Below are 25,117 nucleotides of genomic sequence, written 5' to 3' on the forward strand. Positions count from 1 at the left end.
TGTTGACCGGCACTCTATAAAAAAAACGAATGAAGAAATTAATCATCCTGTTTGCCCCTATCTTATTTTTATATGCACCTGCGAACGCGCAGGTAAAATTGGCTTCCTTGTTTACCAGCAATATGGTATTGCAGCAGCAAAGTAATGTACCCATCTGGGGGTGGGACAAAGCCGGTTCCAGTATAACAGTAAGCACTTCCTGGAATAAAAAAAGCTATAAAACCAGGGCAAATGCAATGGGTAAATGGATGGTAAAAATTTCGACCCCAGTATATGGAGGTCCGTATACTGTATCTATCAGTGATGGCAATACTATCAAGCTCGAAAATGTACTTATTGGCGAAGTTTGGCTTTGTACAGGGCAGTCAAATATGGAGATCCCGATGAAGGGTTATAAAAGCCAGCCTATCAGCGGTTCGGTTGATGCCATATTAAGATCGGCAAACAGTAATATTCATATCTACACAGTTCCCCGTTCATCTGTAACCGAAGCACAGGAAAACAGTAAACCGTCCGAATGGCATGTGGCCCTGCCGGAGTTTGTGGCTAATTTCAGCGCCACGGGCTATTATTTTGGCCGCCTGCTTAATGATATACTGCATATCCCCATCGGCCTTATCAGCGATTGCTATGGAGGCTCAAGCGCAGAAGCCTGGATGGATGCTGAAGGATTAAAAGACTTTCCCGAAATAAAGATCCCAGCCAAAACAGACTCCATTAAAGCGGTATCGCGCACGCCAACAACGCTGTTTAATGGCATGCTTAACCCGGTAATTGGTTATGGCATTAAAGGCTGTATCTGGTACCAGGGCGAATCAAACTACGAACGCCCCGATCAGTATGAAAAACTCTTCCCGGCCATGGTGAAGCGCTGGCGCGAATTATGGCAGCAAGACGATTTTCCTTTTTATTATGTACAGATAGCGCCCTATGATTATACCCAGCTTCCACCGTACAATTCAGGCGGCAAATACAACTCGGCTTACCTGCGCGATGCCCAGCGAAAATCGTTAAATATAATCCCCAATAGCGGTATGGCCGTACTGCTTGATGTGGGCGACCAGGCAACCATTCACCCTTCGCGGAAAGAACCGGCCGGTACGCGCCTGGCTTATCTTGCCCTTGCCCAAACATATGGCATCACCGGCTTCGACTATGCAAGTCCGCTGTATAAGACCATGACCATTGAAGGCAACAGAGCCACTATCAGGTTTGAGCATGCCGAAAATGGCCTTACAGCATACAACAAACCGCTCCAATACTTTGAAATTGCCGGGAAAGACAAAAGATTTTACCCGGCGCAGGCCGCTATTTCGGGCAGTACCATTGTGGTTTCATCTCCACTGGTAAAAGAACCTGTTGCTGTGCGTTATGCTTTCAACGATTTTGTAACCGGCGATCTCTTTGGAACCAATGGACTGCCTGTATCTTCCTTCAGGACCGACGATTGGTAATATGAAAAACCTGTGGCTGTTTATATTTATATTATGGGGCGATGTTGCCTTTGCGCAAACCGATAAAGGTATTGAGCAATATAATGTTACCTGGACCAGCCAAAGCCAAAATTCAGGCCAATCTATGCCTTGTGGCGGTGGTGATATAGGCTTAAATGTATGGGTTGAAAAAGGCGAACTGTTTTTTTACATAGCCCGCAGCGGTACGTTTGATGAAAATAATGCCATGCTCAAACCTGGCCGTGTAAGGGTAAAGCTCTCCCCAAATCCTTTTAATGGTACCGAATTTAAACAACGGTTAACGCTGCAAAACGGAGCGGTACTTGTTACAGGGAAAAATGGCAGTATCAACGCAGAGATTAAGCTTTGGGTTGATGTATACCGGCCGGTGATCCACCTGGAGATCAACAGCAATAAAGTCATAAAAACAGAGGCCGCCTTTGAAAGCTGGCGATATAAAGACAGACCTGTAAAAGGTGTCGAAAACAACCAGGGCTCCTGGAAATTTGGTGCGCATGGTAATGTTAAAACGCTAAAGGATTCAATCGCTTTCCGGGATGGTGGGATCCTTTTTTACCATCATAACCTTGATTCTACCATATTTGATGTAACGGTGAAGCAGCAGGGTATGGATGCGGTGAAAGACCAGCTGTTTAACCCGCTTAAAAATCTCACTTTCGGCGGTTTAATCCTTGGCAAAAACCTTAAAGCCGCCGGCACTTATAGTGGTAAGTACATGGATACTGATTTTGAGGGCTGGAAACTGCAAAGCATTAATCCTGCCCGTACCCAAAGCATAGCTATTTATCTTAATACCACACAAACAGCAGCTGTTTCCGAATGGCAAAACACCCTGCAAAAACGCATACTTGAAGCCGATGCCCATCACAAAACCGCCTGGCGGCAAACAGCCAATTGGTGGCAGCAATATTGGGGCAGAAGCTTTATCTACATCAACCCTAAAAACAACCAGGACACGGCCGCATGGCAAACCGGCAAAAATTACCAGTTGTTCAGGTATATGCTCGGCTGCAATGCTTACGGGCAATATCCTACAAAATTTAATGGCGGACTATTCACCTACGACCCGGTTTTTGTAAGTGAAAAAACCAATTACACCCCCGATTTTCGTAACTGGGGCGGTGGTTTGATGACAGCCCAAAACCAGCGGCTGGTTTATTTCCCGATGCTTAAAAGCGGCGACATCGATATGATGAAACCGCAGTTCGATTTCTACCTGCGATCCTTACATAATGCCGAACTGCGCAGCCAGGTTTACTGGGGGCATAAAGGGGCAGCTTTTACCGAGCAACTGGAAAATTTCGGACTGCCCAACAGCGCCGAGTATAACTGGAAACGTCCCCTTGGTTTTGATAAGGGCTTGGAATACAACCAATGGCTGGAATATACTTGGGATACCGTTTTTGAGTTTTGCCTCATGATGCTGGAAACCGAACGGTATGCTGTTAAAGACATCCACCAGTATATTCCCTTTATCGGTAGCTGTTTAACATTTTTTGATGAGCATTACCAGTACCTTGCCCATAAACGCGGCAGCAAGCCATTGGATGGCGATGGCCATTTGGTATTATACCCGGGATCGGGAGCCGAAACGTTTAAGATGGCCTATAACTCCAACTCTACCATTGCAGCTTTACAAACCATTACCCGGCGCCTGCTGGCTTTGCCCGGTAATTATTTAGACAAAGATGAACGATTAAAATTAACCGGTTTTTTAAAACGCATCCCTCCTATTACTTATAATGAAATTGATGGCCATAAGGTTCTAACTCCCGCAAAGTCATGGGAACGGGTGAGTAATGTAGAGAGCACCCAATTTTACACTGTTTTTCCCTGGGGTATACACGGCATTGGCAAACCAGGGTTAGACGTAGCCCTTAACAGCTGGAAATATGACACCCTTGCCATCAAATTCAGGAGTGGTGTGGGTTGGAAACAGGATAACATATTTGCAGCCCGGTTGGGTTTAACTAAAGAGGCCGCCGAGCTAACCACCTTTAAGCTCAAAGACTCCGGTAGGCGTTTCCCGGCATTTTGGGGACCAGGTTTCGATTGGACACCCGACCATAATTGGGGAGGCTCGGGCATGATTGGTTTGCAGGAAATGCTGATGCAGGTTGACGATAAAAAAATCTACCTTTTCCCGGCATGGCCAAAGGATTGGGATGTGCACTTTAAGTTGCACGCGCCTTACAATACAACAGTTGAAGGCATTTTGAAGAACGGAAAAGTCGAAAATTTAAAGGTCATCCCGGAGGAAAGAAAGAAGGATATTATACTGATGCTTGAAGATCAAAAAGCAGAATAGTGAGGTCCGGAAAGAGGAGAAAAAAAGCTTCCCGGTGCAGCTGTTAAACCATAACCTTCCATGCTCCTTTCGCGCACCCTTGAGATACCTTTTGATACACCTTCCATGCACCTTTGATACACTATTGGGTACCTTTCAAGCACCGATGAATTTTAATTAAATACTTAAAAATCAATAACTTAAATAGATTTTTAATCTTCGGAAGCTTATTTTATTTTTAAAGAGTAACCTATAAACCGGACGGTATACAAATTTACAAAAAATCGGGCTATTTTTAAAATTACCGGCCTTAAAAACAGGAAAATCGTGTTAAAAAAAATATAATACTTTTTGGCTAAAGCCCTAACTCATTTCTGTTAATTAACCGTTGGCTGAAGCCAAACGGCAATGAATTACGGACTGATTCTGTTTAAAGCAGCCAAAAATTCATAGCCGTCCCATTTATGGGACGGTAGCGAAGAAACAAAAAGCGGCTTCAGCCAAAATTTGCCATGCAGATATTTTAAACGCGATTTCCCGGCCTTAAAAACCAGGGAAATCTTTAAAAACAACAGGAGACACCTACGGAGCCCGGCTTTCTTTCTTCTTGGCTCCGTAGGTGCCTCCTCTTAAAAGTGATATCCCCCCTTAAAAACGCTCCAACCAAACTTGCGAAGTTTCAAAAACTTCGCAAGTTTTAAATCACCGTTCCCGAAACTGTATAAAAACCTTTTACCTTTCGCCTTTTACCTTTCGCCTTTCACCCAAAAGTTATCTATCCAACGGAATCCATATTTCCATATCTACGTGGCCCCTGTTGCCCCAGGCATAGTAAGGGATTAGCCTTACATCCACTGCGTTTTGTTTTGGGGTTGATACTTCCTTGTAAAGCTGGTTTTTCCAATTGGCCTCGTTGCGCACGTCGGCTTTGCCGGTAAGGCTCATGATACTGCTGTTATCAATCACGATCATTTCCGGTTTCAGTTCGTTTTGGGCCGATAAAGCAATATTGAATAATTTTTGCCCTTTGGCCAAATCGGCCGACTCCAGGCAATACACCACCGGGCCACGTTTCACGGCTACCTGGTTGCGGGTTTCCTCAACCAGGGGGTTAGCTTCCATCATGGTTACCGGCATGGGTAGGTTAAGTTCTATTACCATGCCTTTTCGCCATACTGCTTTTAACTCCGTGTACGCCCCTGGCGATGTATCCAGTTGCGGTACCGGCTGCCCTGCCATTTTAATGCTGGCCCCCTTACACCAACCCGGTATCCGCAGAAAAATGGAAAACGCTTTATCGCCCGGCACCTCATCCAAACGGATAGTAATTTTACCATCCCATGGGTAATTGGTGGTTTGTGTAAGCTTAATTGAAGTGCCATCTTTTAACCTGGCTGATAGGATGTTGCCTCCATACAGGTTAAACCACAGACCCTTGTCGGATACACTATAGGCATAATCACTCACCTCGGCTATAGTCCGTACCACATTCGGCGGGCAGCAATTGGAAAGTTTGATATAACCCACCCTATCTYTCGACCACCGCTGGCTAAATGGCAAATCATCCGAATAACTCAGCGGATTAGTATACAGGAAATTCCGCCCGCTTAAACTGATGCCCGATAGTACACTATTGTACAAAGCCAGCTCCATCACATCGGCATATTGGGCTTTGCCGGTAATTTGCAGCATCCGCCAGTTCCATAATACATTACCAATATTGGCGCAGGTTTCGTTATGCGCGGTAAAATTTGGCAGCTGGTAATCGCGACCGTAAGCCTGGTGCACTTTCTGAACATCATTGGGGTTATAGGATGTACCATCGGGCGATACGCCGTCGTACAGTGAGCCGCAGCCACCTGTTATATACATTTTGCGGTTTACCACATCGTTCCACATCAGGTTTAACGTATGCATCAGGGTTGTATCACCCGTTTCTGTATACACATCAGCAGCGCCGGCAAAAAGGTAATTGGCCCGCACGGCATGGCCCATAGCCTGGGTTTGCTGCCTGAAAGGGATCCTGTCCTGGTTATCATCGGTACCGTTCTCCATAAGGCCCCTGATATTGATCAGGCTTTTAGCCAGCTCGAGATATTTGGGATCGCGCGTAGTGCGGTACATCTCAATCACCCCCATATAATGCGACGGACAAATAGCATTCCGCGCCAGTTCTGGCGATGCCGTTTTGTAGAATTTGTAAAGGTAATCCGTCGCTTTTATAGCCACTTTTAACAGGGTGGTTTTGCCTGTAGCCCGGTAATGTACGCAGGCAGCGGTCATTAAATGGCCCAGGTTATAGGTTTCAAAATTAAGGCGGTCGTTAAAAGCTTTTTCCTTACCGGTTTGCTTACGTTCTTCAATAATTGTGGGGGTATGAATGTAGCCATCCGCACGTTGTACTTTAGCAATCACGGTGATGGTTTTATCCATCAGCTCATTTAATTTAGCATCGCGTGTTGAGGCATACATACTGGCAACCGCCTCAAACAGTTTATAAAAATCTCCATCATGAAAGGGCGGCCCTTCATGCGACCCTGTATCCAGCCCTGCGGCTATCTCGAAATTCCGGTAAGCGTGACTGATCTTCGGATCGGTATAAACGCGCCACAGGTTGGGGATCATGGTATCGCGGCAAACTTTAAACCTGTCTGCCCAGAAACCGTTCGTCCAGGTTACATTACCCATATCCACACTGCTCAATTGAGCAAAGGGGCTTTTGGTGGTATTAACAAGCGATTTATTTTGTGCGCCGGATGTTTTAACAATTAGGGCAAGGCACATTATCATCCCCGCACATTTCCATATATTTTTCATATTCGATATTTTATTCCTTTTTAATATACTGCCGAGTCGCCAGCGTTCAACCTGCATGCTCTACACCTTGCATGTAGTATGTCGAAATAGATCGGCGATCTCCTACCTCACCGATACCAGCTTTACAGGCCCCAATAAACCGGCAGGCAACAAAGCTTTCCCTTCTAAACGGTATGGCGCGTTTGTCCATGTAATCCTATCCTTTTCGGGTTTGATGTGGTCGCCCATCAGGCGGTTGGCCCAGGTATTGGTTACTTCGATGCTTAGCTTGTTAGTGCCAGGCTTTATTGCCCTGGTTATATTTACCCGGTAAGGGTAAGTCCAGGCCACGCCGCAATCAATACCATTTACATAAACCTGTGCCATGTTGGCGACCCTGCCCAGGTCGAGCCATGTTTCGGCCACGGCACCTCTGGTGATAAAAGTTTGCTTATAGATTGCCGTGCCCGAATAATACTTAATACCCTCGTCCTGCCGCTCCGGCCAGCTATCCAGCCTATCAAACATAACAGGCACTGCCGGACCGCCAAACTTAGGGTCGAAACTAAGTTCCCATTGTGGTTTAAGCGCTTGCAATAGCGTTTCCTTTTCGCCTTTAACATGCTGAACCACTTTAAGCGGGGCAGCACCTTTTTTGAGCACCACAAACACAGATCCGTTTGCCGCGAGTTGCAAAGGCAAAACGGTGCGGCCCTTTGTTACCCGCCAATTAGCAGCTAAAACATTTTCGCCGGTTAAAGCATCCCATAGTTCGGGGCTACCTTTTGTTGATCTTAGGGACAATTCAATCGTCCGTTGTTGCTCCTGCTGGTTAGCTATAAAGTAAATATCAAAATCTGGCGCAAGCCGATGTGTCCAGGCGATACCATCAGCGTAGTTCCCGGCTGCGTCTTTAACGATCACATCACGCGGTATGCCTATCATATCAAAAGTTTCCTCTTTATATGGCCCAATTAAAACTTTGCCCGGGGTGGTTTTGTATTTAGCCAATGCCCATAATGCTTCACCCGCTTGTTTCACCTGCTGGTCATCGGTCATGCCATTTGCCTTTAAAGGTTTGTTATTAAACAGTACAGTTGCGCCATCCTTAACCAATTGCTGGAACTTTTTTACAACCTCCGGTGACATTAAACCCGGATCGGGCGACATGGGATGCACGCCCGGAATTACCAGCATGGCATAGCTTGCACCACCGGGAAGCTCAATCCTGCCATTCTTTACTGTGGCCAAACGCAGCAACGCATCCCGGTTAAAAGAATCATAAGCATAACCACGTAAAGGATCAATCCAGTTTTCGGGCAAAGGCATATTGGCCGAGTGGCTGGCATCTGAGATGCTGTTTGTTATCGGTTCGCCTTTGTTGGCCAGCCTTTCTGCTTCCTGTTTTATTCTTTCTGCTCCAAAGATCCCCGGCAGGGTAGCAACCAGTCTATCAGGTAAAATAGCCCGGCGTGGTGTTTCTTCACCGGTAAATACAGCTATATCGGTAACAGGGTGGCCCATTTGTAATAATGCCTGGCATCGCTGAAGGTAGTCAAACCATGCCTTACCCGGTTTCCACCAGGTTTGATCGCGCTGAAAAAACACCCCGATGCCATCCAGGGTAATCCCCGGTTTACGGTCGGGCCAGGGATTATGCACATTTACATGGAACACCAGGCGGTTAATACCCAGGGCAAAATTGCGGTCGGCCATAGTTTTCAGCATGGCGGGGTGCTCGTCCCATAACAACCTCAACTCGGTAAATGCCTCGGCCTGGATAATATTTTTACCATAAATATGTCCTCCCGATATCGCATCCAGCATATCATTAGGCTTATCATGCGTAGGGCTGCGAAACCAAAACTCGCCCATCGGGATATCTGCTTTGCTGTAATGCAGCATACCATCGCTTACCATGGTTGGGGCCACGCTTTCGGCAGTAAATTCGCAGCCTTTTTCATGGGCCAGCCCGGCCATGGTGCCGTAAAAATTATCAACCAGTAATTCGGCAACGGTTTGCCTTATATCACTTAATACCTTTTCAGATATATCGGCGCTTTGCACCGGTACACCCGCCATTACCGGCAGGTAAGGCAACAGATCATACCCGCGGCGTTTTTTAAACTCCCCGGCAAAAACGGGCGACCAGTTTTGGCTGCCGCATTCCCAGCTATCGATATGGAAAATCTTTAAAACCTTTTTTGCAAGATCGGGCCCGCCCTGCCTGATGGCCTCGCCAAACCAATGGTTAAATTGTACTTTGGCGGCTTCAGGATTAAACTTATCGCACTCCAAGCCGCTGCCTGCGCCACCTGTAGCGTTGGTATGGCCTGTTGAGGTGTGGCCTATGCGTAATATTGTCCACTCGCCTGCCGGTACGTCCCAATCGAGTTTACCACCGGGGCTCAATTTATCCGTGAGGTTAATGATCCTGCTTTTATCAACACAAAACTCAGGGGGCAATTGTGCTGCACTGGTTCTTTTACTTACCCGCAATACTTCGCCGGTTTTACTTTCATACTGATGGATCCGCGCTTCCGACGATAACTCAATGCCCGATAATTTTAATGTTGGCTTCCATTTGGCAAAGTCAAGGTCCTCGGCACCGGGTTCTGATCCCGCTTTATCATAAATAAACCTGAAATATTTGGCTGTAGTAGCAGGAATTCCGTTGGTGATCTCCGAGTCCCCATCCTGCCAGCCATGCCTGGGAGGATTAAGCCTGCCTAAGGACCGGAAGTTTTTACCATCATTACTAACCTCGATAAGCAACCGCTCTGCCTGGTAATTGCTGGCTGCGGTATGGATAACAAGTGATCGGCAGGTAAAAGGCTTTTGAAACTCCAGCTGGATCCAACAGGGCTCATTGCTTGTAAAGCTCTTTTTATTGTTTTTTTCCGCAAGATATTGAACATCGGCATCGGCAATACTGGTGCTTACTTTAGGTTGTGCATCATAACTGCTGATGCCCTCACCCTGCGGAGAAGGATAGGCCAGCACTTCGATATCCTTATAATAGTTTTTGTAATGCAACGGAGTTGGTATAGTATCCCTATAAACTTTACCGCCGGCTACTTTAACTTTCGACCAAACCACTTTTTGCATAGACAGTTCGGGTGTGATCCATGGCCCGCCTGCAAGCGCGAAACCATCACAATCATGCATAGCCAGTTTAACGCCTATCCTATCGGCTTCCTGCATGGTAAATTTCACCATGGCCCACCATTCAGGCGTTAACTGTTCAACCGCCGGGGTTAAGTATGGCGGATTTGCGGCTCCTTTTATTGGCATAAGATAAGCGCCGCCAATGCCTGCCTGCTTCATAGCCTGCAGATCGGCGGTGATGCCCTCGCGTGTTACTGCTGCCTGCATCCAGTACCAGAACACCCAGGGTTTCGCGGCCTCGCCGGGGTGCAAAAAAGCTTGTTTTAATTCGTCCTTTGTATAGGAAACACTCCGCACCTGGGCCCTGCCCTGCAATGCGATGCAGCAAATACATGTATGAAGTACCAGGATAAACCTTTTCATAAACATCAGTTAAATTTTGTTTTACCAGCCACTACTCTTGCTTTATCAACATCTCCGTTATACGGCATGGCGCGATATAAAACGTATAATGATAATCCTTTGCAGGTATGCGGTATTGTTCCACTGGCGCCGCCACTTCCGACCAGCTATCATTTCCACCAACTCCCATTTGTACCAGGTCGATATTTAGGGTTATAAAACCAGCGTCTTTTAGCTTGTTGGTATGTTTAGCATGCAGGATATTATCCTCGGTATAAGGCCAGGCGCTCATGCTGAGCAGGCTATCGGCAGTTACCAGCAGGCCATTAGTTTTATTATGCAGCAGCATCCAGCGCACATCGGTGCGGTTACCGTTTTCCTGTGGTACCACATATGGCTCTATAAACTGACTGATGACCTGATTGTAAATACCGGCTTCGGATGCTGTACGCCTGTCTGTATAGTTTTCGTAAGGCCCGCGGCCATAATAAGCGATATTGCTATCAGCCCGTAAAATGCCCATTTGCATACCTACTTTGGGAAGACCGGGCAGGTTTTTATCGGCGACCAGGCTGTAATCAACTTTGATAGTACCTTTTCCGTTTATGGTATAAGTAACTTTAACAGAAGCACTGTCATTAATAAGCGTGTAAGTGCTGTTAATTTTCACCAGGCCCTTTACAGAGCGGTTAATGTTGATATTTTTTAACTGGGGCTGGTTGATAAACCATGGCTTTAGTTTTTCTTCGGCTTTCCATCCCCGGTGATCATTATCGGTAACGGGCCGTGTAAAATGTGGTAAAAGCGGCGCGAATATCTGCTGCTGTCCCTGCAATACATATGAACTTAAGGCACCGTTTGTTTTATCTACCCGGAGCTTGAAATTGTTCCCGCTTAATGTATATGCGGAGTTAGCGTCATCAACAGTAATCTCCGGGTAATTATCAGTAATTGATTTAACAACAGGCAAACCCGTCAGTGCAAACTGATCCTCTGCAATTTCATAACCTTTTGCAGCCCAGGGTTTATCTTCGCCAAGTGTAAAATGAATATCGGCTAAATACTCGTGGTTCGTTTTAAAACGGGGCAGGTATTGTTTTATGCTGATGATGGTGTCCTTACCTGCAGCCAAATCAATATGCGGTAATTGTTTTTTGGCAATGATATGCCCATCTTCCCGCACCTGGAGATATACATCGTATTGGCTTAATGAAACCGTACTATGCCAGTTTTTAATTTTGATCAATCCTTTACCGGCATCAACCAATTCACAAACGGCAGGCTGAAAAACGTGCTTGCATTCATAGATAGCAGGCTTCGGCCGCCCATCTGATGCTACAATACCCTTGATGGTGAAATTATCAAAGTAACGTTCGCCATAGTCGCCGCCATAGGCATAGTATAATACCCCGGTAGAATCTTTTTTTAACAGCCCCTGGTCTTTAAATTCCCATATGGCGCCGCCTATGATGCGTTTGGTTGATCGCCACTGATCCCAAAATTCTTTCAGGTTGCCGTTGGAGTTACCCATAGCGTGCGCGTATTCCACAAAAAATATTGGCCGGTTATCGCCATTTTGCTGGTTGGCCAATAATGGCGCCGTGTATAAACCGGGGTACATGCGGCTCACAATATCTACATAAGGCTGGTCTATCGGGTTTTGCAGCCTGTGCGAGTGATCGTTTGTTTTAGGATAACGCGGATCGGTTGGGTCTACATAACCTTCGGCCTGCGGGGTTCCCTGGGCGGGTTCATAATGCACCGGGCGGGTAATATCAAAATCATGGATCCATGCGGCCATAGCTGCATGGTTTGGCCCCCTGCCTGCCTCGTTCCCTAAACTCCAGGTGATGATGCTTGGGTGGTTCTTGTCGCGCATCACCATGCGGGTGGCACGGTCAAGATAAGCGCCCGTCCACATAGGGTCGTTACTTAATTTGGAGCCGAGACCGTGTGTCTCCAGGTTAGCCTCGTCAATTACCAAAATGCCATATTCATCGCACAGGTCATACAGGTAAGGGTCCATTGGGTAATGGCTTGTACGGATACAGTTGAAATTAAAGCGTTTAATGGTGCGCACATCATTTAAAATATCCTCGCGGGATAATGCCTTGCCTTTTACCGGGTCATGGTCGGGCCGGTTTACGCCGTACAGGTAAGTAACTTTTCCGTTAATGAGTAATTTACCATCATCCTTGCCAAACTCAATGCTCCTGATGCCTACCTTACAGCTTTTTACTTCCACAGTTTGCCCGGCGCTATCCAGCAGCGATAGGGTAAGCGTATAAAGGTTAGGCCGGTCATCGCTCCATTTATCTGGGTTTTTCAGCGTTGTTTCCAGCAAACCAAACTTTACATTATCCAGCCGGGGATAGATTTCGTTGATCATGCTCTCCACACTGCGTTCCAATGGCTTTTGAAATACTTCCTTATTGTTTTTGTCGAAAAGCCGCGCCTCGATTTTATACCCGGGAACAGCTTTGCCTGTAAGGTTCTCCATCCGCGGGCGGATGCTGAACACGGCATCTTTATATTGTTTATCCAGCTTAGCCTGCCACTGAAAATCGGCAATCCTCAGTTTAGGCTCGGCCAGTAGCATTACTTCGCGATGTATGCCGCTCATGCGCCACTGGTCCTGGTCTTCCAAAAAATAGCCATCGCTCCAGCGGATCACCTGTACGGATACCACGTTTTCGCCTGCCTGCAAATATGGCGTGATGTTAAACTCAGATGGCAGAAAGCTATCCTCGCCATAACCTAAAAATTTACCGTTAAGCCATACCTTAAAACCCGAGCTTACACCGCCAAAATGCAGCGTGATATTCAGTTCCTTCCAGTTTGGAGGCAGGGTAAACGTACGCTGATAGCTGCCAACGCCATTATAATCCTGTGGCACATGCGGCGGGTTCACCGGCCGGAACGGGTAAACAGCACTTTTATAAATAGGCTTATCATAACCCTGCATCTCGATACTGGAGGGCACGATGATCCTTTTCCACCCGCTTACCCGGCCTTTATAAAAATCCTTTGGCGCATCACCCGGTTTAACGGCATAGCTAAAATCCCAGTAGCCGTTTAAGGACATCATTCTGCCCGATTTTTCACGGTTGCCGGCAAGCGCATCTTTAATACTGCTGTATGAATAAGCTGTAGCCCTGGCCGGGTCGCGGTTTATGCCATCAACAGATGGGTTTTCCCAGGGTTCGGCATCATAAACCACCGGCACATTGGGTATAGGCGCCGGGGTTTTATCAACCAACTGGGCGTAAAGCCTACAGGGCAAAAATCCCAAAACGAATAAAATAAAAATCAGTCTTTTCATCATCACTTACAATGCACTATATGCTACCGTGTATTTTTTATCCTTTTGAATGGCTATTTCATACAGGTCTTTATCTTTTACTACTATCACACCATCCTTACAAACTGGTGTTGTTTTACTGGCGAAACGTAATGTTCCTGTGCCACTACCCGCACTTACTTTTATTTGTTTAGTGCTGCAATACACTTTAATGTCGCCATGTGGGGTTGGCACACTGCCTTCCATCCATTGCAAACCGCCAAGTTTTGGCTCAATAAGGTACTGCTGGTATGCTGGAGCTGTTGGCTTAACCCCTAAATAATATTTACCAAACAGGTAAATAGGGCTTGCCCCCCATGCATGGCAAAGGCTTTTACCAAACTGGCGGCCATACATGGCATAATGTGCCGCGCCGCTTTCAGCCGGGTCATATACCTCCCAAAAAGTAGTAGCCCCAAGGTTGAGCATGCCGCCCCAGTAATCCTTTATTTCTTTGAGCACGTAACTTTGTTCGCCCATGGCGCATAAGGCTTCCAGTTCGTAAAAGCGCATATATGGGGTGGTTATCTTTTGAATTTTATCGTTCAGCAGCACGTATTTTTTAACTTCCTGCTTTTGGGCTTCGGTGAAATAGTTAAAGAAGATGGAAAACATATTGGCATAGCGGGTTACATTATCCGTTTGCGCACCGTTTACCCGGCTGTGTACAAAGGCATGTTTTTCACTATTCCAGTAATAAGCAAATATTTTTGATTTTAAACCGGTTGATAATTGTTGATATTGAGCGGCCTGGGATTGATCCTGCATGATATTGGCGCATAAAGCCATGGTTTCCAGGCTTCGGCAAAGCAGTAATTGCTCAAAGCTCACCTCTCCCTTTTTACTTAGTTTATCAGCCCAGTCAATAAACACCCAGTCACCGGGCAGACCCTCCATCAAGCCGTCCTTATCCCTGCGGGAGAGGCAATAGTTCATCATGCTTTGCATGCGGGGATACATTTGTTTAATGAAAGCTTTATCGCCGGTATACTGGTAATAATCATAAATACCCATGAACCAGTAAAAGGTATAATCCATAATGGTATTGATGTGACTGGTTACGGGGTCTTTCCCGCGCAGGGCGTACAACGTGCGGGTTACCGTTGGTGAATCAAAATACAGGTAGTAGTTCATTAAATAACTTTGGTAGGCATCACCCGACCATACCCAGCGATCGCGTTTTATACCATCAATAAAAAATTCCCTGGTATTTAAATGCAGCGTATAGGCCGATATATCCCAGATCTTATTAACCTGCTCATCAGAACAACGGAAACTTCCCCGCTGCTGAACCGGCGAATACTCGTAAAGCATGGCTACATTATCTATGCTCACATCATCGTCAAACAATACATTAATGTACCTGAACGCGCGCGAACCTTCCATCGTAAGATCGGCCTTTTGCGGCTGATCAACCTGGATGCTATCCAGCAATTCGCAGGTAGCGGCAGACAAGGCCTCCTCCTTTGATTCACCATAGCAAAGCCTGATGTTGCCTTTACCTTTTAGGCCGATCAGCTTGGCATAACCAAAGGTTTCCTTTCCAAAATCTACCAGTATGGAATGATCTTTTTTTTCAGTTTTTTCGGGTTGATGCTCTTCCACAGGCAAACGGAACGCTGATGGCAGTTGCGCTGATGAGTCAAAATTCCACGCTCCGGCTGCTACATATTTTGTGGCTGATACATCAGATGTTTTGCCGGATTCGTCTATCCACTCCTTATCCTCGTAGGTAACCAGCCAGGAGGTATCTGATGCCAGGTATTGTCCTTTTACATATATAGCCGGTACACTTGCCTGGTTAGATACCTTAAGGCTCAACCGATGCTTACCGGCGGGGATATTTATTGATTTTGGATAGCCCGGTAAAGCTTTGCCATCCAGCTTTACGTTGTACTGCCCTTCAACGGCTAACTCCACCTTTTCGGCATTAGGCAACACAAAATCTTTGTGAAAATCAATCAGCACGTAATGGCTGTCCAGCTTCCAGAAAGGGGGCAGGAATGCTCCCCGCTCTGTACGCCTGTTTTGCATTTTATTGCTCAACCATACTTCATAGTCGCCGGGATACCAGATCCAGTTGGCTTTTTGCGCCATTGCCGTGTCAGCAAAAAACAGGAAACCCAGGCATAGCATCACATAATGCCAGCCGTTTAATTTTTTATGTGTAGTGGTGTTTTTCATTTAGTGTCCGTTAAAAATGAGGTATAAAACAATCATTACTATGGTGAGTAATGTCCAGGCTAATTTTACCCGTTTGGTTGGTTTGGCTATCCGGCTGATTTCCGAAGCATCCGGTTTATAAATTTCGGGCGAGGTATCCAGTAAGGAAATGGCAACAGCCAGGGCAGCAAGAAAAACAAAAATGTAAAACGACAGTAGCAGGTAATGCGGCCAGAGATTGTACTTAGCAGATGGCAGCACCCACAGGTAAACCACTCCCGTACCCAAACTAAAAGCCGAACCTGCCGAAAGAATAGTATTCACGGCTTTACGTGTAGTGCGTTTCCAATAAACTGTAAGCAGGAACACAACTGCCAGCGGCGGGGCTATAAAGCCCAGTACCGACTGAAATACATCGAAAAGGTTAAGCCCTTTAATGCTATCAATAGCCAGTGCCATGCCTATTGCAAACAGGCAGCCTGCAACAACCACCCACCGGCCAATCCTGATCAGGTCGTGGTTGCTGGCATTCCGGTTTATCTTTTCGGCATAAATATCCATGGTAAAAACCGTACTTAACGAGTTTAATGACGAGCCGATAGTACCCACCAAAACGGCTATCAGCACTACTATCACCAATCCGTTCATGCCGGGAGGAAACAGGTTGGTCACCATGGTCATGTAGGCCAATGCGGGATCATCCAGGTGCGGGTAAAGGATAAAGCACAAAATACCCGTAAGGATAAACAGGGGCAGCGACAAGATTTTAAGCCAGCCTATAAAATTAACACCAAGCTGGCCCTGCTCCAGGTTTTTAGCACCCAGCACAGATTGTACCATAGCCTGATCGGTACAAAAAAACGCGATGGCAGATACCGGGTAACCCAGCAATATAGCATACCAGGGATATTTTACATCGCTGGCCGGATGAATAAGGTTCCAATAATTGCCGGGCACTTTATGAAATACCGCCGACAGACCGCCCGCCTTGTTTATACCTAAAACCGTTAAGGTTAATGATACACCGATGAGCAATAACATCTGGAATACATTCACTTTGGCAATGGCTTTTAAGCCCCCGGCAAATGCAAACAGCCCCGCAAATGAAACCAATACAATAACCGATTGCCACATGGGGATTCCTAATATCTGTCTTACCAAAAAACCGCCGGCAAACAAACCTAAAGACAACCAGGAAATGAGCATTTTAATGAGTGCATACCAGGCCAGGATGTTCCGGGTTGAGTCGCCGTAACGGTTGCCCATAAACTCGGGCATGGTAGATACTTTAGCAGCAATATATTTGGGCGCGAAAACCAGGGCCAGCAGCATCAGGAATACAAAGGCATACCAATCAAAATTTACGGCTACTATGCCCGTGCTATAGCCAATACTGGCAAAAGCCAGCAGCATGGATGGCCCCACGTTGGTACCCCACATATTGAAACCTATACTTGGCCATCCTAATGATTTATTGGCCAGGAAAAGTGTTTCGTCCGTTTTGTTTTTATTGCCAAAGCTGGCACGGTAGCCAATTACCAATAAGAGCACCAGGTAAACGGCCACCACAGCGTAATCCAGGGCCGTTAAACGCGACACGATATTGCTCATTGCGATAATCATGCACTGAGTTGATTAGCGGTTAAATGATATTCGGCCAAAATATCGTCGACTTTAACCGGCATGCCTGTTTGCAGGGAACGATCCATAGCCTGCAACAGCGCAATGGTGCCTACACCTTCTTTAATATCCGGGTAAGCCGTAAAACCTTCGGTAATACTGTCGGCAAAATATTCAAGATAGTTCTGGTATTCGCCCGCATGGTGGCTTTTGCCCTCAAAACGGAAATAATGTTTTAGCTTATGTTCCCAGGTAATGATCCTTTCTTCGCCCGTTTTATCGGTTATGGCATAACGCAGGTCCATATAATCGCCCTGGCTGCAACCTTCAGTACCTCTTAAAATGCAGCTCATCTCGCTATCACGGGTAGCGGGCTGTACCGGGCCGGTGTAACAACCGCTTACCCTGGCAATGCGCCCATCTGTTGCTTTGAATATAAAATGCATAGTGTCGGGGTTCTTCAATCCGCCCTTTGCCCCGTTTGAGCTTAACATGCCGTATCCCATTACTTCCTCAATATTGGGCAGGTACCAGCGTATAAAATCTGTGGGGTGACTTAAGCCTCCATAAAGCCATTTAAAAGCATTTTGTAACGACCATGGTTTATCTAAAAACCAGCGATGATCGGCATGATAATAAGCCTCAATGGTGATAAGGTCGCCAACCAGGCCTGCTTCATAATCCTGGCGCTGTTTTTTCATCGGCTCAAAAAAACGGGAGCTTTGGCCAACAAACACCCTTCTGCCACTTTTTTCAACCAGGTCCAGTAATTCGGCGGCTTTGCTAAGGTCATCAATAAAGGGTTTGGTACATACCACATGCTTGCCATAATGCAGGGCTTGTTTCACATGTTCGGCATGCAGGTGGTCGGGCGTATAAATAGCAATAATATCAATGTCTGCATCGCTCAGCATGTGCTGGTAATTGGTTGTGTAGTTATGAAAGTTAAATTCCGCTGCACGGCGTTTGCACATTTCAATACTCATATCGCATACCATTTTCAATTCCAGTTTGTTGCTCTGTAATACTGCCGACATGGTACTGCGGCCTTCGCCTAATCCTAATATTCCTACCTTCATATTTAATTATTGAGTTACTGAATTATTGATTTTTAATGGCTTAAAAAACACCCAAACTTCACCGGGCTTTGTACCGGGAATACCTTCCTGGTATTTTTTCATCAGTTTATTCCATTCGTTTACCCTCGGGTTGTTTTCTGTTGTTTTGGGATTCAGCTTATCCAGGCTTTCACCTTTGGGGATGCTGATGACTAACATCAACTGCCGTCCATTTTTAAAAACCAGCAGTTGCTGAAAATTGGCGTTGCAAAAACCTTTGGAAACTTGGGGCCATTTCTTAAACTGGGTTGCATGATAGTTTAAATATTCCTGCTGCAGTTTGGGTTCTTTCACCAAATTGGCCGCCAGTATTATGTTGTGCCATTCCGGCGCTAAGACGCAATTAACGCAACATTGTTGCTTATTGAAAGTATAAAAGGGATGACTATATGTCCTTATTGTCATTCCGGGGTACAATTCTTTAATTAAATTATATAATTTATTTATATTCAGATATTTATCGTAAACAACTAAATGGTTACTCCACTCATAAATTGATGATAATGGCAAGTTTTGCTTCTTAACCAGGCTCAATAACGGTCGTTGATCTATAGTTTTCCCAACTGGTCCGGTAATTTCAACGACAGCGTAAGGGTTGTTAATTACCCTTCCATAGGCTGCATTAAACAGCAATACCAGGACCGTCATTAATCCTAAACTTCTCCGGGTGATGTGAATAATTAAAGGCCTCATTCCGACTTATAATTAGTGGGCTGGCCTTCCCGGTTAACTGTTTTGTATTTAAGCAGGTATTGATAAGCCGGCTCCACCCCTGCCGCTTTCTTAATTTCGTTTGCCACCTGCGGCCCATTATTTTCCCATACATTGCCGGGACCGTTGGCATTTTTCAGGAATTTTTCTGCAGGGCACCAGTTGTTTTTAATGGTGATGTATGACGAGCCTTCGTCGGTATATAAGTAAAACCAGTGTTCGGGATCATGCGCGTAGGGAGCTTTATAAATACTATCCACGTAATTATTACTGATCACCGAACCGGGTTGTGCCGATAAGGTATAAATACCTGCCACATCGTACATATTACGTGCATAGTGATGAATCTTATTGGCTGTAATATGGTTATCACTCATCGCGTTGGTACTTTTTGTCCAGCCCCAACCCATACTGATGCCGGTATAGTTTACATTGCAAACCTCGTTATGGGCTATAGTAATGCCTTTTACATATCCTGTGCCAATGCCCACGCATCCCCAGTCTTCATTGGTGGCATCGGTTACCAGGTTGTTTTCAATACGGTCGTTGGTGCATATTTCGCGTTTGTCGGTTGGGTTATAAGGTAAATGAACCTCCTGCGCCTCATACGAATAAACCCCGGCGAGGATGGCTGTTCCGCCAATGTCTTTAAACAGGTTACCTTTTATCTCGTCATCATGCGTGGCCCGCTGGTAATCTAAGCCAGTTGAGGCCAAGTGCTCAAAGCGGCAGCGTTCAAAAGTGGTATAAGCAGCGTAAGCCACTTCAATGGCAGCGGCGGGCCGGCCAACCCATGCCTGGTTTTCCAGACCTTTTTTGTCGGGCGTACCGGGTATTTTAAGTTTATAGGCATCCAGCATATACATGCCGTCCTGGTGCGGCACCAAACCTGCTTTTGAAGGCCGGAGCCAGCTGCTATGTTGAAAACCAATGTTTTTAAAACTGATATGACTTACCGGATGATCTATCGTCCCCTCAATCTTTACAATATTTTCAAGGACAGGAACAGTTACCCTGGCGGTGGACAGATCCTCACCGGGGCGGGGCATGTAGTATATTTTACGATGTTCCATATCCAGGTACCACTCACCGGGCTGGTTTAAAAACTGTGCCGATCTGCTGAGATAAAAGGCTGAGTTGCCCGTTTTTTTGGAGATCCAGGGCGCAGGCCAGGGATGTTCCGACTGGATGCGGCTTTCGGGCTGATAAAAAGATAACATCACACTATCACCCGCCACTTTTGCCGATTTAACCCTTAGTATAGCGATAGCCCACCACTGGTGTATAAACATTTCCATACCCTTTATGTGCAGGGTATCAAAAGCCGCGGGTTTAGGGATCCAGCAGATTTGGGTTTGATGGTCCCACGATAAAATACGGCTCATTAATGGCGCATCTGTTTCCCTTGCCGGGGTGGCTTTAATATTGTTAACCCATAATTGCCTGAAATTCACTACATCATCACCAATTAAGGGTGCGTTGGCAACCCATACTTTCCCGGCAACATTCAAGTGCAAACCGGGGATATTTCCTTGCAGCTTTTTCCAGCCGTTTACGTTAACACCACCACTTAAAATAGCTTCGCCTTTGTCAGTGCCTTCTATAGTAGTAGGGCTATCCGCAGTGCCCGAGTCTTCGGGGCGAATAAACAAAGGTTCGGATAATTGGTAAACTCCCTTCTCCACCATAATATGAATCCCTCCCTTTATGGATACATCGTTCAGGCGGCGCAGCTCACGCGCTTTTCTAAGGGCCATTGCTACCGTAACCAGCGGTTGCTGTTGTGTTCCCGTATTTTTATCCGAACCATTAGGCGATACCCATATTTCCGCAGCCAAAACGCTGCCCGTTAAAGCAACAATTAACAGCAAAGCGACGATAAATATGCGGCAGATGTTCATTAACAATTATTGGTTTGATGTTTGAAAAATTGATTTTATGTAGGTGGCATTGGCGCTAAAGTTCCATTTAACGTTATGCACATCTTTGGTATCTCTCGACCGCTCAATCACCAGCCAGCCGCTCCAGCCCATTTTATCCAAAATTGCTTTTACCCGTTCCATGTTTATTTCGGGGTCGTTCTGTAGCCATTGGCCATCAGTATTGGTACAGTGGATCATTACAATATTTTTCTTGCCCAGTATCTGCAATTCCCTTTCCAGGTTGCGGCCATTATCAAGCGCGTTTTGAAAGTTGAAATAGCTTTTTATAGCCGGCGAACCTATCTCTTTTAACAACTGCAACTCACTCCTGGCGTCCAGTGAAGTTTCAACACCAATCACTACACCCGCTTTTTCGGCTATTTTACCCACTTCCTTTAAGCGGCCAACTATTGCAGGGCGCAGCTTTGGGTATTTAACCAGGTCGCCCTTAATACCCAATGGCAAGAAGCCAACTTTTACATGCATTTGCTTCATGGTATTGATGCAATCTTCAACAGCCTTAACAGCAGTGGGCCGCTCGGCAAATGATTGTGCAAAAAAACCGGTCATTCCCAATGAGGGTATTTCCAGGCCCAGTTCTTTAGCTTTATTTAAAAACAGTTCCCGTACCGAATCTTTTGCCAGTTGATTATCAAATGTCTCGCGATCGCCAAGGCCGCCCATGTCAACCTCAACCCCGTCGGCGCCTATATCTTTGGCAAGCTGGAAAGCGCCAATTTTTTGCCTTTTGATTATCATGAGGTCAACTACGGCCACCTTGTACCGCTGTTTTGCCGATGGAGTTTGCGCTATAACCTGTTGTACCAGCCCTATTGTAAATAGCACAACGCCCAAAACCAATATCATCCTGCTTTTCATATCCTCTACTTGTTTATTGCTGCCGCGAAAACTTTTTTCAATTGGTCAAACCCTTGTATGGCGCCGGCAGGCAGCTTTTCGCCCTTATCTCCAAATACATACATAGCCGGTTCTTTTTCAATGGTTACTTTTGATTCATCTATATTGCCGCTCTTATCTTCAATCGTGCTGATATTGAGGTGGAAGTTTTTGGCAATGAACCTATACAACGGAAACCTTTTGGATGGTCCAAAATCGTGACCTTCATTGGGGAGATGTACATTTTCCACCATATTTTCGGCTCCATAATAACCATACATTTTTTTGAGGTAAGGAAAATCATGTTCGGGCATATTGGCTGTCCAATCCTGCCCGTCAGATACAAGCAATTGCGGTTTTGGGGCGGCCATAGCTGCAAGCTCTACATTATCTGTTCCACCTCCGCACTGGTGTACAGGCATCCCGCTTTCGCAGGGGCAACCGCCATAAAAATAGGATGATACAGAAACTACCGGTGCGCTTAGCTTAATCCTGTCGTCCAACGCGGTCATTAAAACGGTATGGCTGCCGCCACCAGATCCGCCGCTGATTCCTATTCTTGCAGTATCCGTTTCTTTTAATGATGATACATAATCCAATATCCTGATAGCTCCTAAAATTTGAATACTTTGCGCAAGGCTGCGGCGATGATCTTCGTACTTAAACTGCAACAGCGATTCGCCCCAGGCAAAAAGGTCATAGCTATAGGCCATAACCCCCATACGGGCCAGGGTGGCGCAACGCAACTGGCAATCGGCACGGTAGCGCTGGTGTTCCCAATGCCCGTCGGGACTTAATACGACCGGGATCTTCCCTTTTATTTTTGATGGTTTATATAACGACCCATTGATGTATAAACCCGGTAAAATTTCAATGGCTATGTTCTCTACGGTGTAACCATCAAATACTCTTTTTGGGGTAATGATAGGTTTTGAAGCAGGTTTTGCAGGTAAAGGCCATAACTCCAAAGCTTTATATAGTTGTGGTTTAAGTAAAACTTTGCGCTGTTCCCAGCTCGCTTTATCATGATACTGCGATGCAATACGGTCCAACTCCTTCCAGCCATCGGTAACAGCCCAGCGGAAATATTCGTACTCCTTTAGCTTATACCTGCCGGGGCCTTCTTTATTTACTTTCAGATCGAGCGGGGTAAGCACATTAGCCAGCGTAGTATCCACATCCGGCCGGAAACGCCACTCTGCATAGTTTACCCATTTATCCTGAACCTGGGCATCGGTGAATTTAATCTTTACATGATACCTATCCTGGATCTCATCAAGTACTTCCTTTAATGATTTTTTGTACAGGCCATCCGTGGTTTGCTGTGCACCGGCTGTATAAAACAATAATGTAAAGCAGGTTATGAGTATACCGATTATTTTTTTCATCACATTTTTCCTTTAAAGATCTTTAGCATCACCTGTTGTTGCCACAGGTGCTGTGTACCCATCAACCTTAGGCCACACCCCGTCTTTTATTTCTTTCAGATCCAGTTTTTGGGGATCGATCACTACATGTTTTATTTTTTGCCTGCGCCAGGTATAAACCACATGCACCAGTCCATCTGCCGACTGGATCACCGATGGGTAAGAATACTGGCTGATTGGCGAATCTTCCAGTATCGCGGCAGCATACCAGTTAACGCCATCTTTTGATACAGCCACGTTTAAAGGCGTACGGGCGCCTTTTGCCAGTGTTCCCGGCGGTAACACATGGTTATAAACCAAAAGCTGCCTGCCGTCCTTTAACGTCACCGCATCGGTACCCGAGTTATTGTTTGGCAAAGTAGTTCTTTCGAGCGGCGACCAGGTTTGTCCCTTATCTTTTGACCAGGCTGTTAGTATCGCCCGGTTCTGGCTACGGCAAAGTACCTGCAGCCTGCCATCTTTATGGATCAGGATACTGGGCTGTATACCTTTCAGCTCTTTACCATCACTAATAGGGCCTATCATGGTCCAGGTTTTACCAAAATCATGACTGGCTTCAAAATGCACCTGCCAGGCTTTACCCTCGGTACTTACCGGGCTTAATAATGTGCCATCCTTCAGCAAAACCGGCTTGTTTTTAATCGGGCCTAAAAAGCCATCCGGCAAAGCAGTTTGAGCCGACCAGCTAATCCCTCCGTCGTCTGATGTTTTCATATACCCCCTCCACTTTGCAGGACTTGGGCCAATTTTATAAAACAACAACAGCTTACCACCCGGAACCTGGTAAAGCACGGGATTCCAGCAGGCGTAGCTTAAAGTATCGTTCTGTATGCCGTTGGCCACATTAATGCCTTCGGTCCATTTGCCGTTAACCAACCTGCTTACCCAGATACATACATCGGGGTTACGTTCTTTTGTACCACCAAACCAGGATGCCACGAGGCCTTTTGGTGTTTCGGCAATGGTGGCTGCATGGCATTCGGGATAAGGTGCTTTATCGTAAATAAATTCATCCTTTACAATGCCTTTGCGCCAGGGATTAGTTTGGGCAAATGTTTCGCCGGCTATTGCGCAGGCGGCTAATATGATCAGCAAGATTTTCTTATACATAACTATTATATTTATTGAGCTGTTTTCTTTGCTGCATCAGCAGATTTTTTAGCTTTAGCAGCATCTACATAAGCCKTAAATAACTGGTGCCAGTTACGGCCATTATTGTTGAGGTACTGCTCGTTTTTGGTTTTGTAGATTTCAAAAATGGCCGAGATCTGTTTAATATTTTTAAAATCAACCGCCTGCTCGCGAGCCTGCTTTAAATTGGCCAGTATGGTTGCTTCTTCAACCGGCGTCAGATCGGTAACGATGGCTTTGTAACCTGCCAGTGTAAAAGCCACCTTGCCAATGGTATATTTATCCAGTATCGCCTCTACCTGCTCTTCATTAAGATCTTTGCGCAGACCAAACATCAGGTTTTCATGGACCGACTTTGGCACGGATGAATTGATGATGATCTGCCTGTCCATAGTGCTCAATGGTTTGCCGGTAGCCGGATCAATCCCGGCAGGTACAGATTCGTACGAGTGGCTATTGTTCCAATCCCGGATGGCTTTCAGGTGCGCAGCCACAACGGTTTTTAACCGTGAAGCTTTCCCGGTATCATTCAAGGTGAGGGAGCTTACCCATTCATTTGCCTTTTTATCAATCTCCGCATCAGCTTTAGCCTGTGCTTCTGGCGATGGCACCTGTTTTGCCGCTGTTTGATCTTGCGCCTTACTTAGGGTTGATGTGATGAGCAATACGGCCAATGCCATACCCACCATGTTTAATATTTTCATGTTTATACTCATTAGA

At 46.0% G+C, this 25,117-nt stretch carries 14 protein-coding genes; 2 read left to right on the forward strand and 12 right to left on the reverse strand.

From position 1 onward, the window contains the following. The first annotated feature begins 29 nt into the window (after positions 1-29). Positions 30-1,454 carry a sialate O-acetylesterase gene (locus AC1DPZ_RS00895; protein ID WP_477400587.1) on the forward strand — a complete coding sequence of 475 codons (1,425 nt, stop codon included), beginning with the start codon at positions 30-32 and terminating at the stop codon, positions 1,452-1,454. 1 nt (position 1,455) lies between these two features. Continuing rightward, positions 1,456-3,783, forward strand: coding sequence for a DUF5703 domain-containing protein (locus AC1DPZ_RS00900; protein WP_477400588.1), 2,328 nt, complete (start codon positions 1,456-1,458; stop codon positions 3,781-3,783). 750 nt (positions 3,784-4,533) lie between these two features. Here AC1DPZ_RS00900 and AC1DPZ_RS00905 read toward each other — a convergent pair. The 12 genes from AC1DPZ_RS00905 to AC1DPZ_RS00960 form a co-directional block, all read right to left on the reverse strand. Beyond that, positions 4,534-6,579, reverse strand: coding sequence for an aceric acid hydrolase (locus AC1DPZ_RS00905; RefSeq protein ID WP_477400589.1), 2,046 nt, complete (start codon positions 6,577-6,579; stop codon positions 4,534-4,536). 102 nt (positions 6,580-6,681) lie between these two features. After that, positions 6,682-10,089, reverse strand: a complete 3,408-nt coding sequence (locus tag AC1DPZ_RS00910) for a glycosyl hydrolase (RefSeq protein ID WP_477400590.1) — start codon at positions 10,087-10,089, stop codon at positions 6,682-6,684. 31 nt (positions 10,090-10,120) lie between these two features. Then, positions 10,121-13,393 carry a glycoside hydrolase family 2 TIM barrel-domain containing protein gene (locus AC1DPZ_RS00915; RefSeq protein WP_477400592.1) on the reverse strand — a complete coding sequence of 1,091 codons (3,273 nt, stop codon included), beginning with the start codon at positions 13,391-13,393 and terminating at the stop codon, positions 10,121-10,123. A gap of 3 nt (positions 13,394-13,396) precedes the next feature. After that, complete coding sequence (locus tag AC1DPZ_RS00920; protein ID WP_477400593.1) at positions 13,397-15,592, reverse strand: alpha-L-rhamnosidase-related protein; 2,196 nt, start codon at positions 15,590-15,592, stop codon at positions 13,397-13,399. Then, the gene (locus tag AC1DPZ_RS00925) at positions 15,593-17,182 is read right to left on the reverse strand and encodes a sodium:solute symporter family transporter (RefSeq protein WP_477400595.1); all 1,590 of its coding nucleotides are present in this window, start codon (positions 17,180-17,182) and stop codon (positions 15,593-15,595) included. An 8-nt stretch (positions 17,183-17,190) separates the two neighbouring features. Continuing rightward, positions 17,191-18,270 carry a Gfo/Idh/MocA family protein gene (locus tag AC1DPZ_RS00930; protein WP_477400596.1) on the reverse strand — a complete coding sequence of 360 codons (1,080 nt, stop codon included), beginning with the start codon at positions 18,268-18,270 and terminating at the stop codon, positions 17,191-17,193. A gap of 6 nt (positions 18,271-18,276) precedes the next feature. Further along, positions 18,277-19,002 (reverse strand): L-rhamnose mutarotase, encoded by a 726-nt coding sequence (locus tag AC1DPZ_RS00935; protein ID WP_477400598.1) that lies wholly within the window; start codon positions 19,000-19,002, stop codon positions 18,277-18,279. Next, positions 18,999-20,921, reverse strand: coding sequence for a hypothetical protein (locus AC1DPZ_RS00940; protein WP_477400599.1), 1,923 nt, complete (start codon positions 20,919-20,921; stop codon positions 18,999-19,001). The genes AC1DPZ_RS00935 and AC1DPZ_RS00940 overlap by 4 nt, the downstream gene beginning before the upstream one ends. A 6-nt stretch (positions 20,922-20,927) precedes the next feature. After that, positions 20,928-21,821, reverse strand: coding sequence for a sugar phosphate isomerase/epimerase family protein (locus tag AC1DPZ_RS00945; protein ID WP_477400600.1), 894 nt, complete (start codon positions 21,819-21,821; stop codon positions 20,928-20,930). 5 nt (positions 21,822-21,826) lie between these two features. Then, entirely contained in the window at positions 21,827-23,227 is a 1,401-nt protein-coding gene (locus AC1DPZ_RS00950) for an acetylxylan esterase (protein ID WP_477400602.1), read from the reverse strand. 12 nt (positions 23,228-23,239) lie between these two features. Continuing rightward, positions 23,240-24,376 carry a sialidase family protein gene (locus AC1DPZ_RS00955; protein WP_477400603.1) on the reverse strand — a complete coding sequence of 379 codons (1,137 nt, stop codon included), beginning with the start codon at positions 24,374-24,376 and terminating at the stop codon, positions 23,240-23,242. A gap of 11 nt (positions 24,377-24,387) precedes the next feature. After that, positions 24,388-25,101 carry a DUF3826 domain-containing protein gene (locus tag AC1DPZ_RS00960; RefSeq protein ID WP_477400604.1) on the reverse strand — a complete coding sequence of 238 codons (714 nt, stop codon included), beginning with the start codon at positions 25,099-25,101 and terminating at the stop codon, positions 24,388-24,390. Positions 25,102-25,117 lie beyond the last annotated feature (16 nt).

The sequence above is a fragment of the Mucilaginibacter sp. P4_G9 genome (assembly GCF_056400985.1).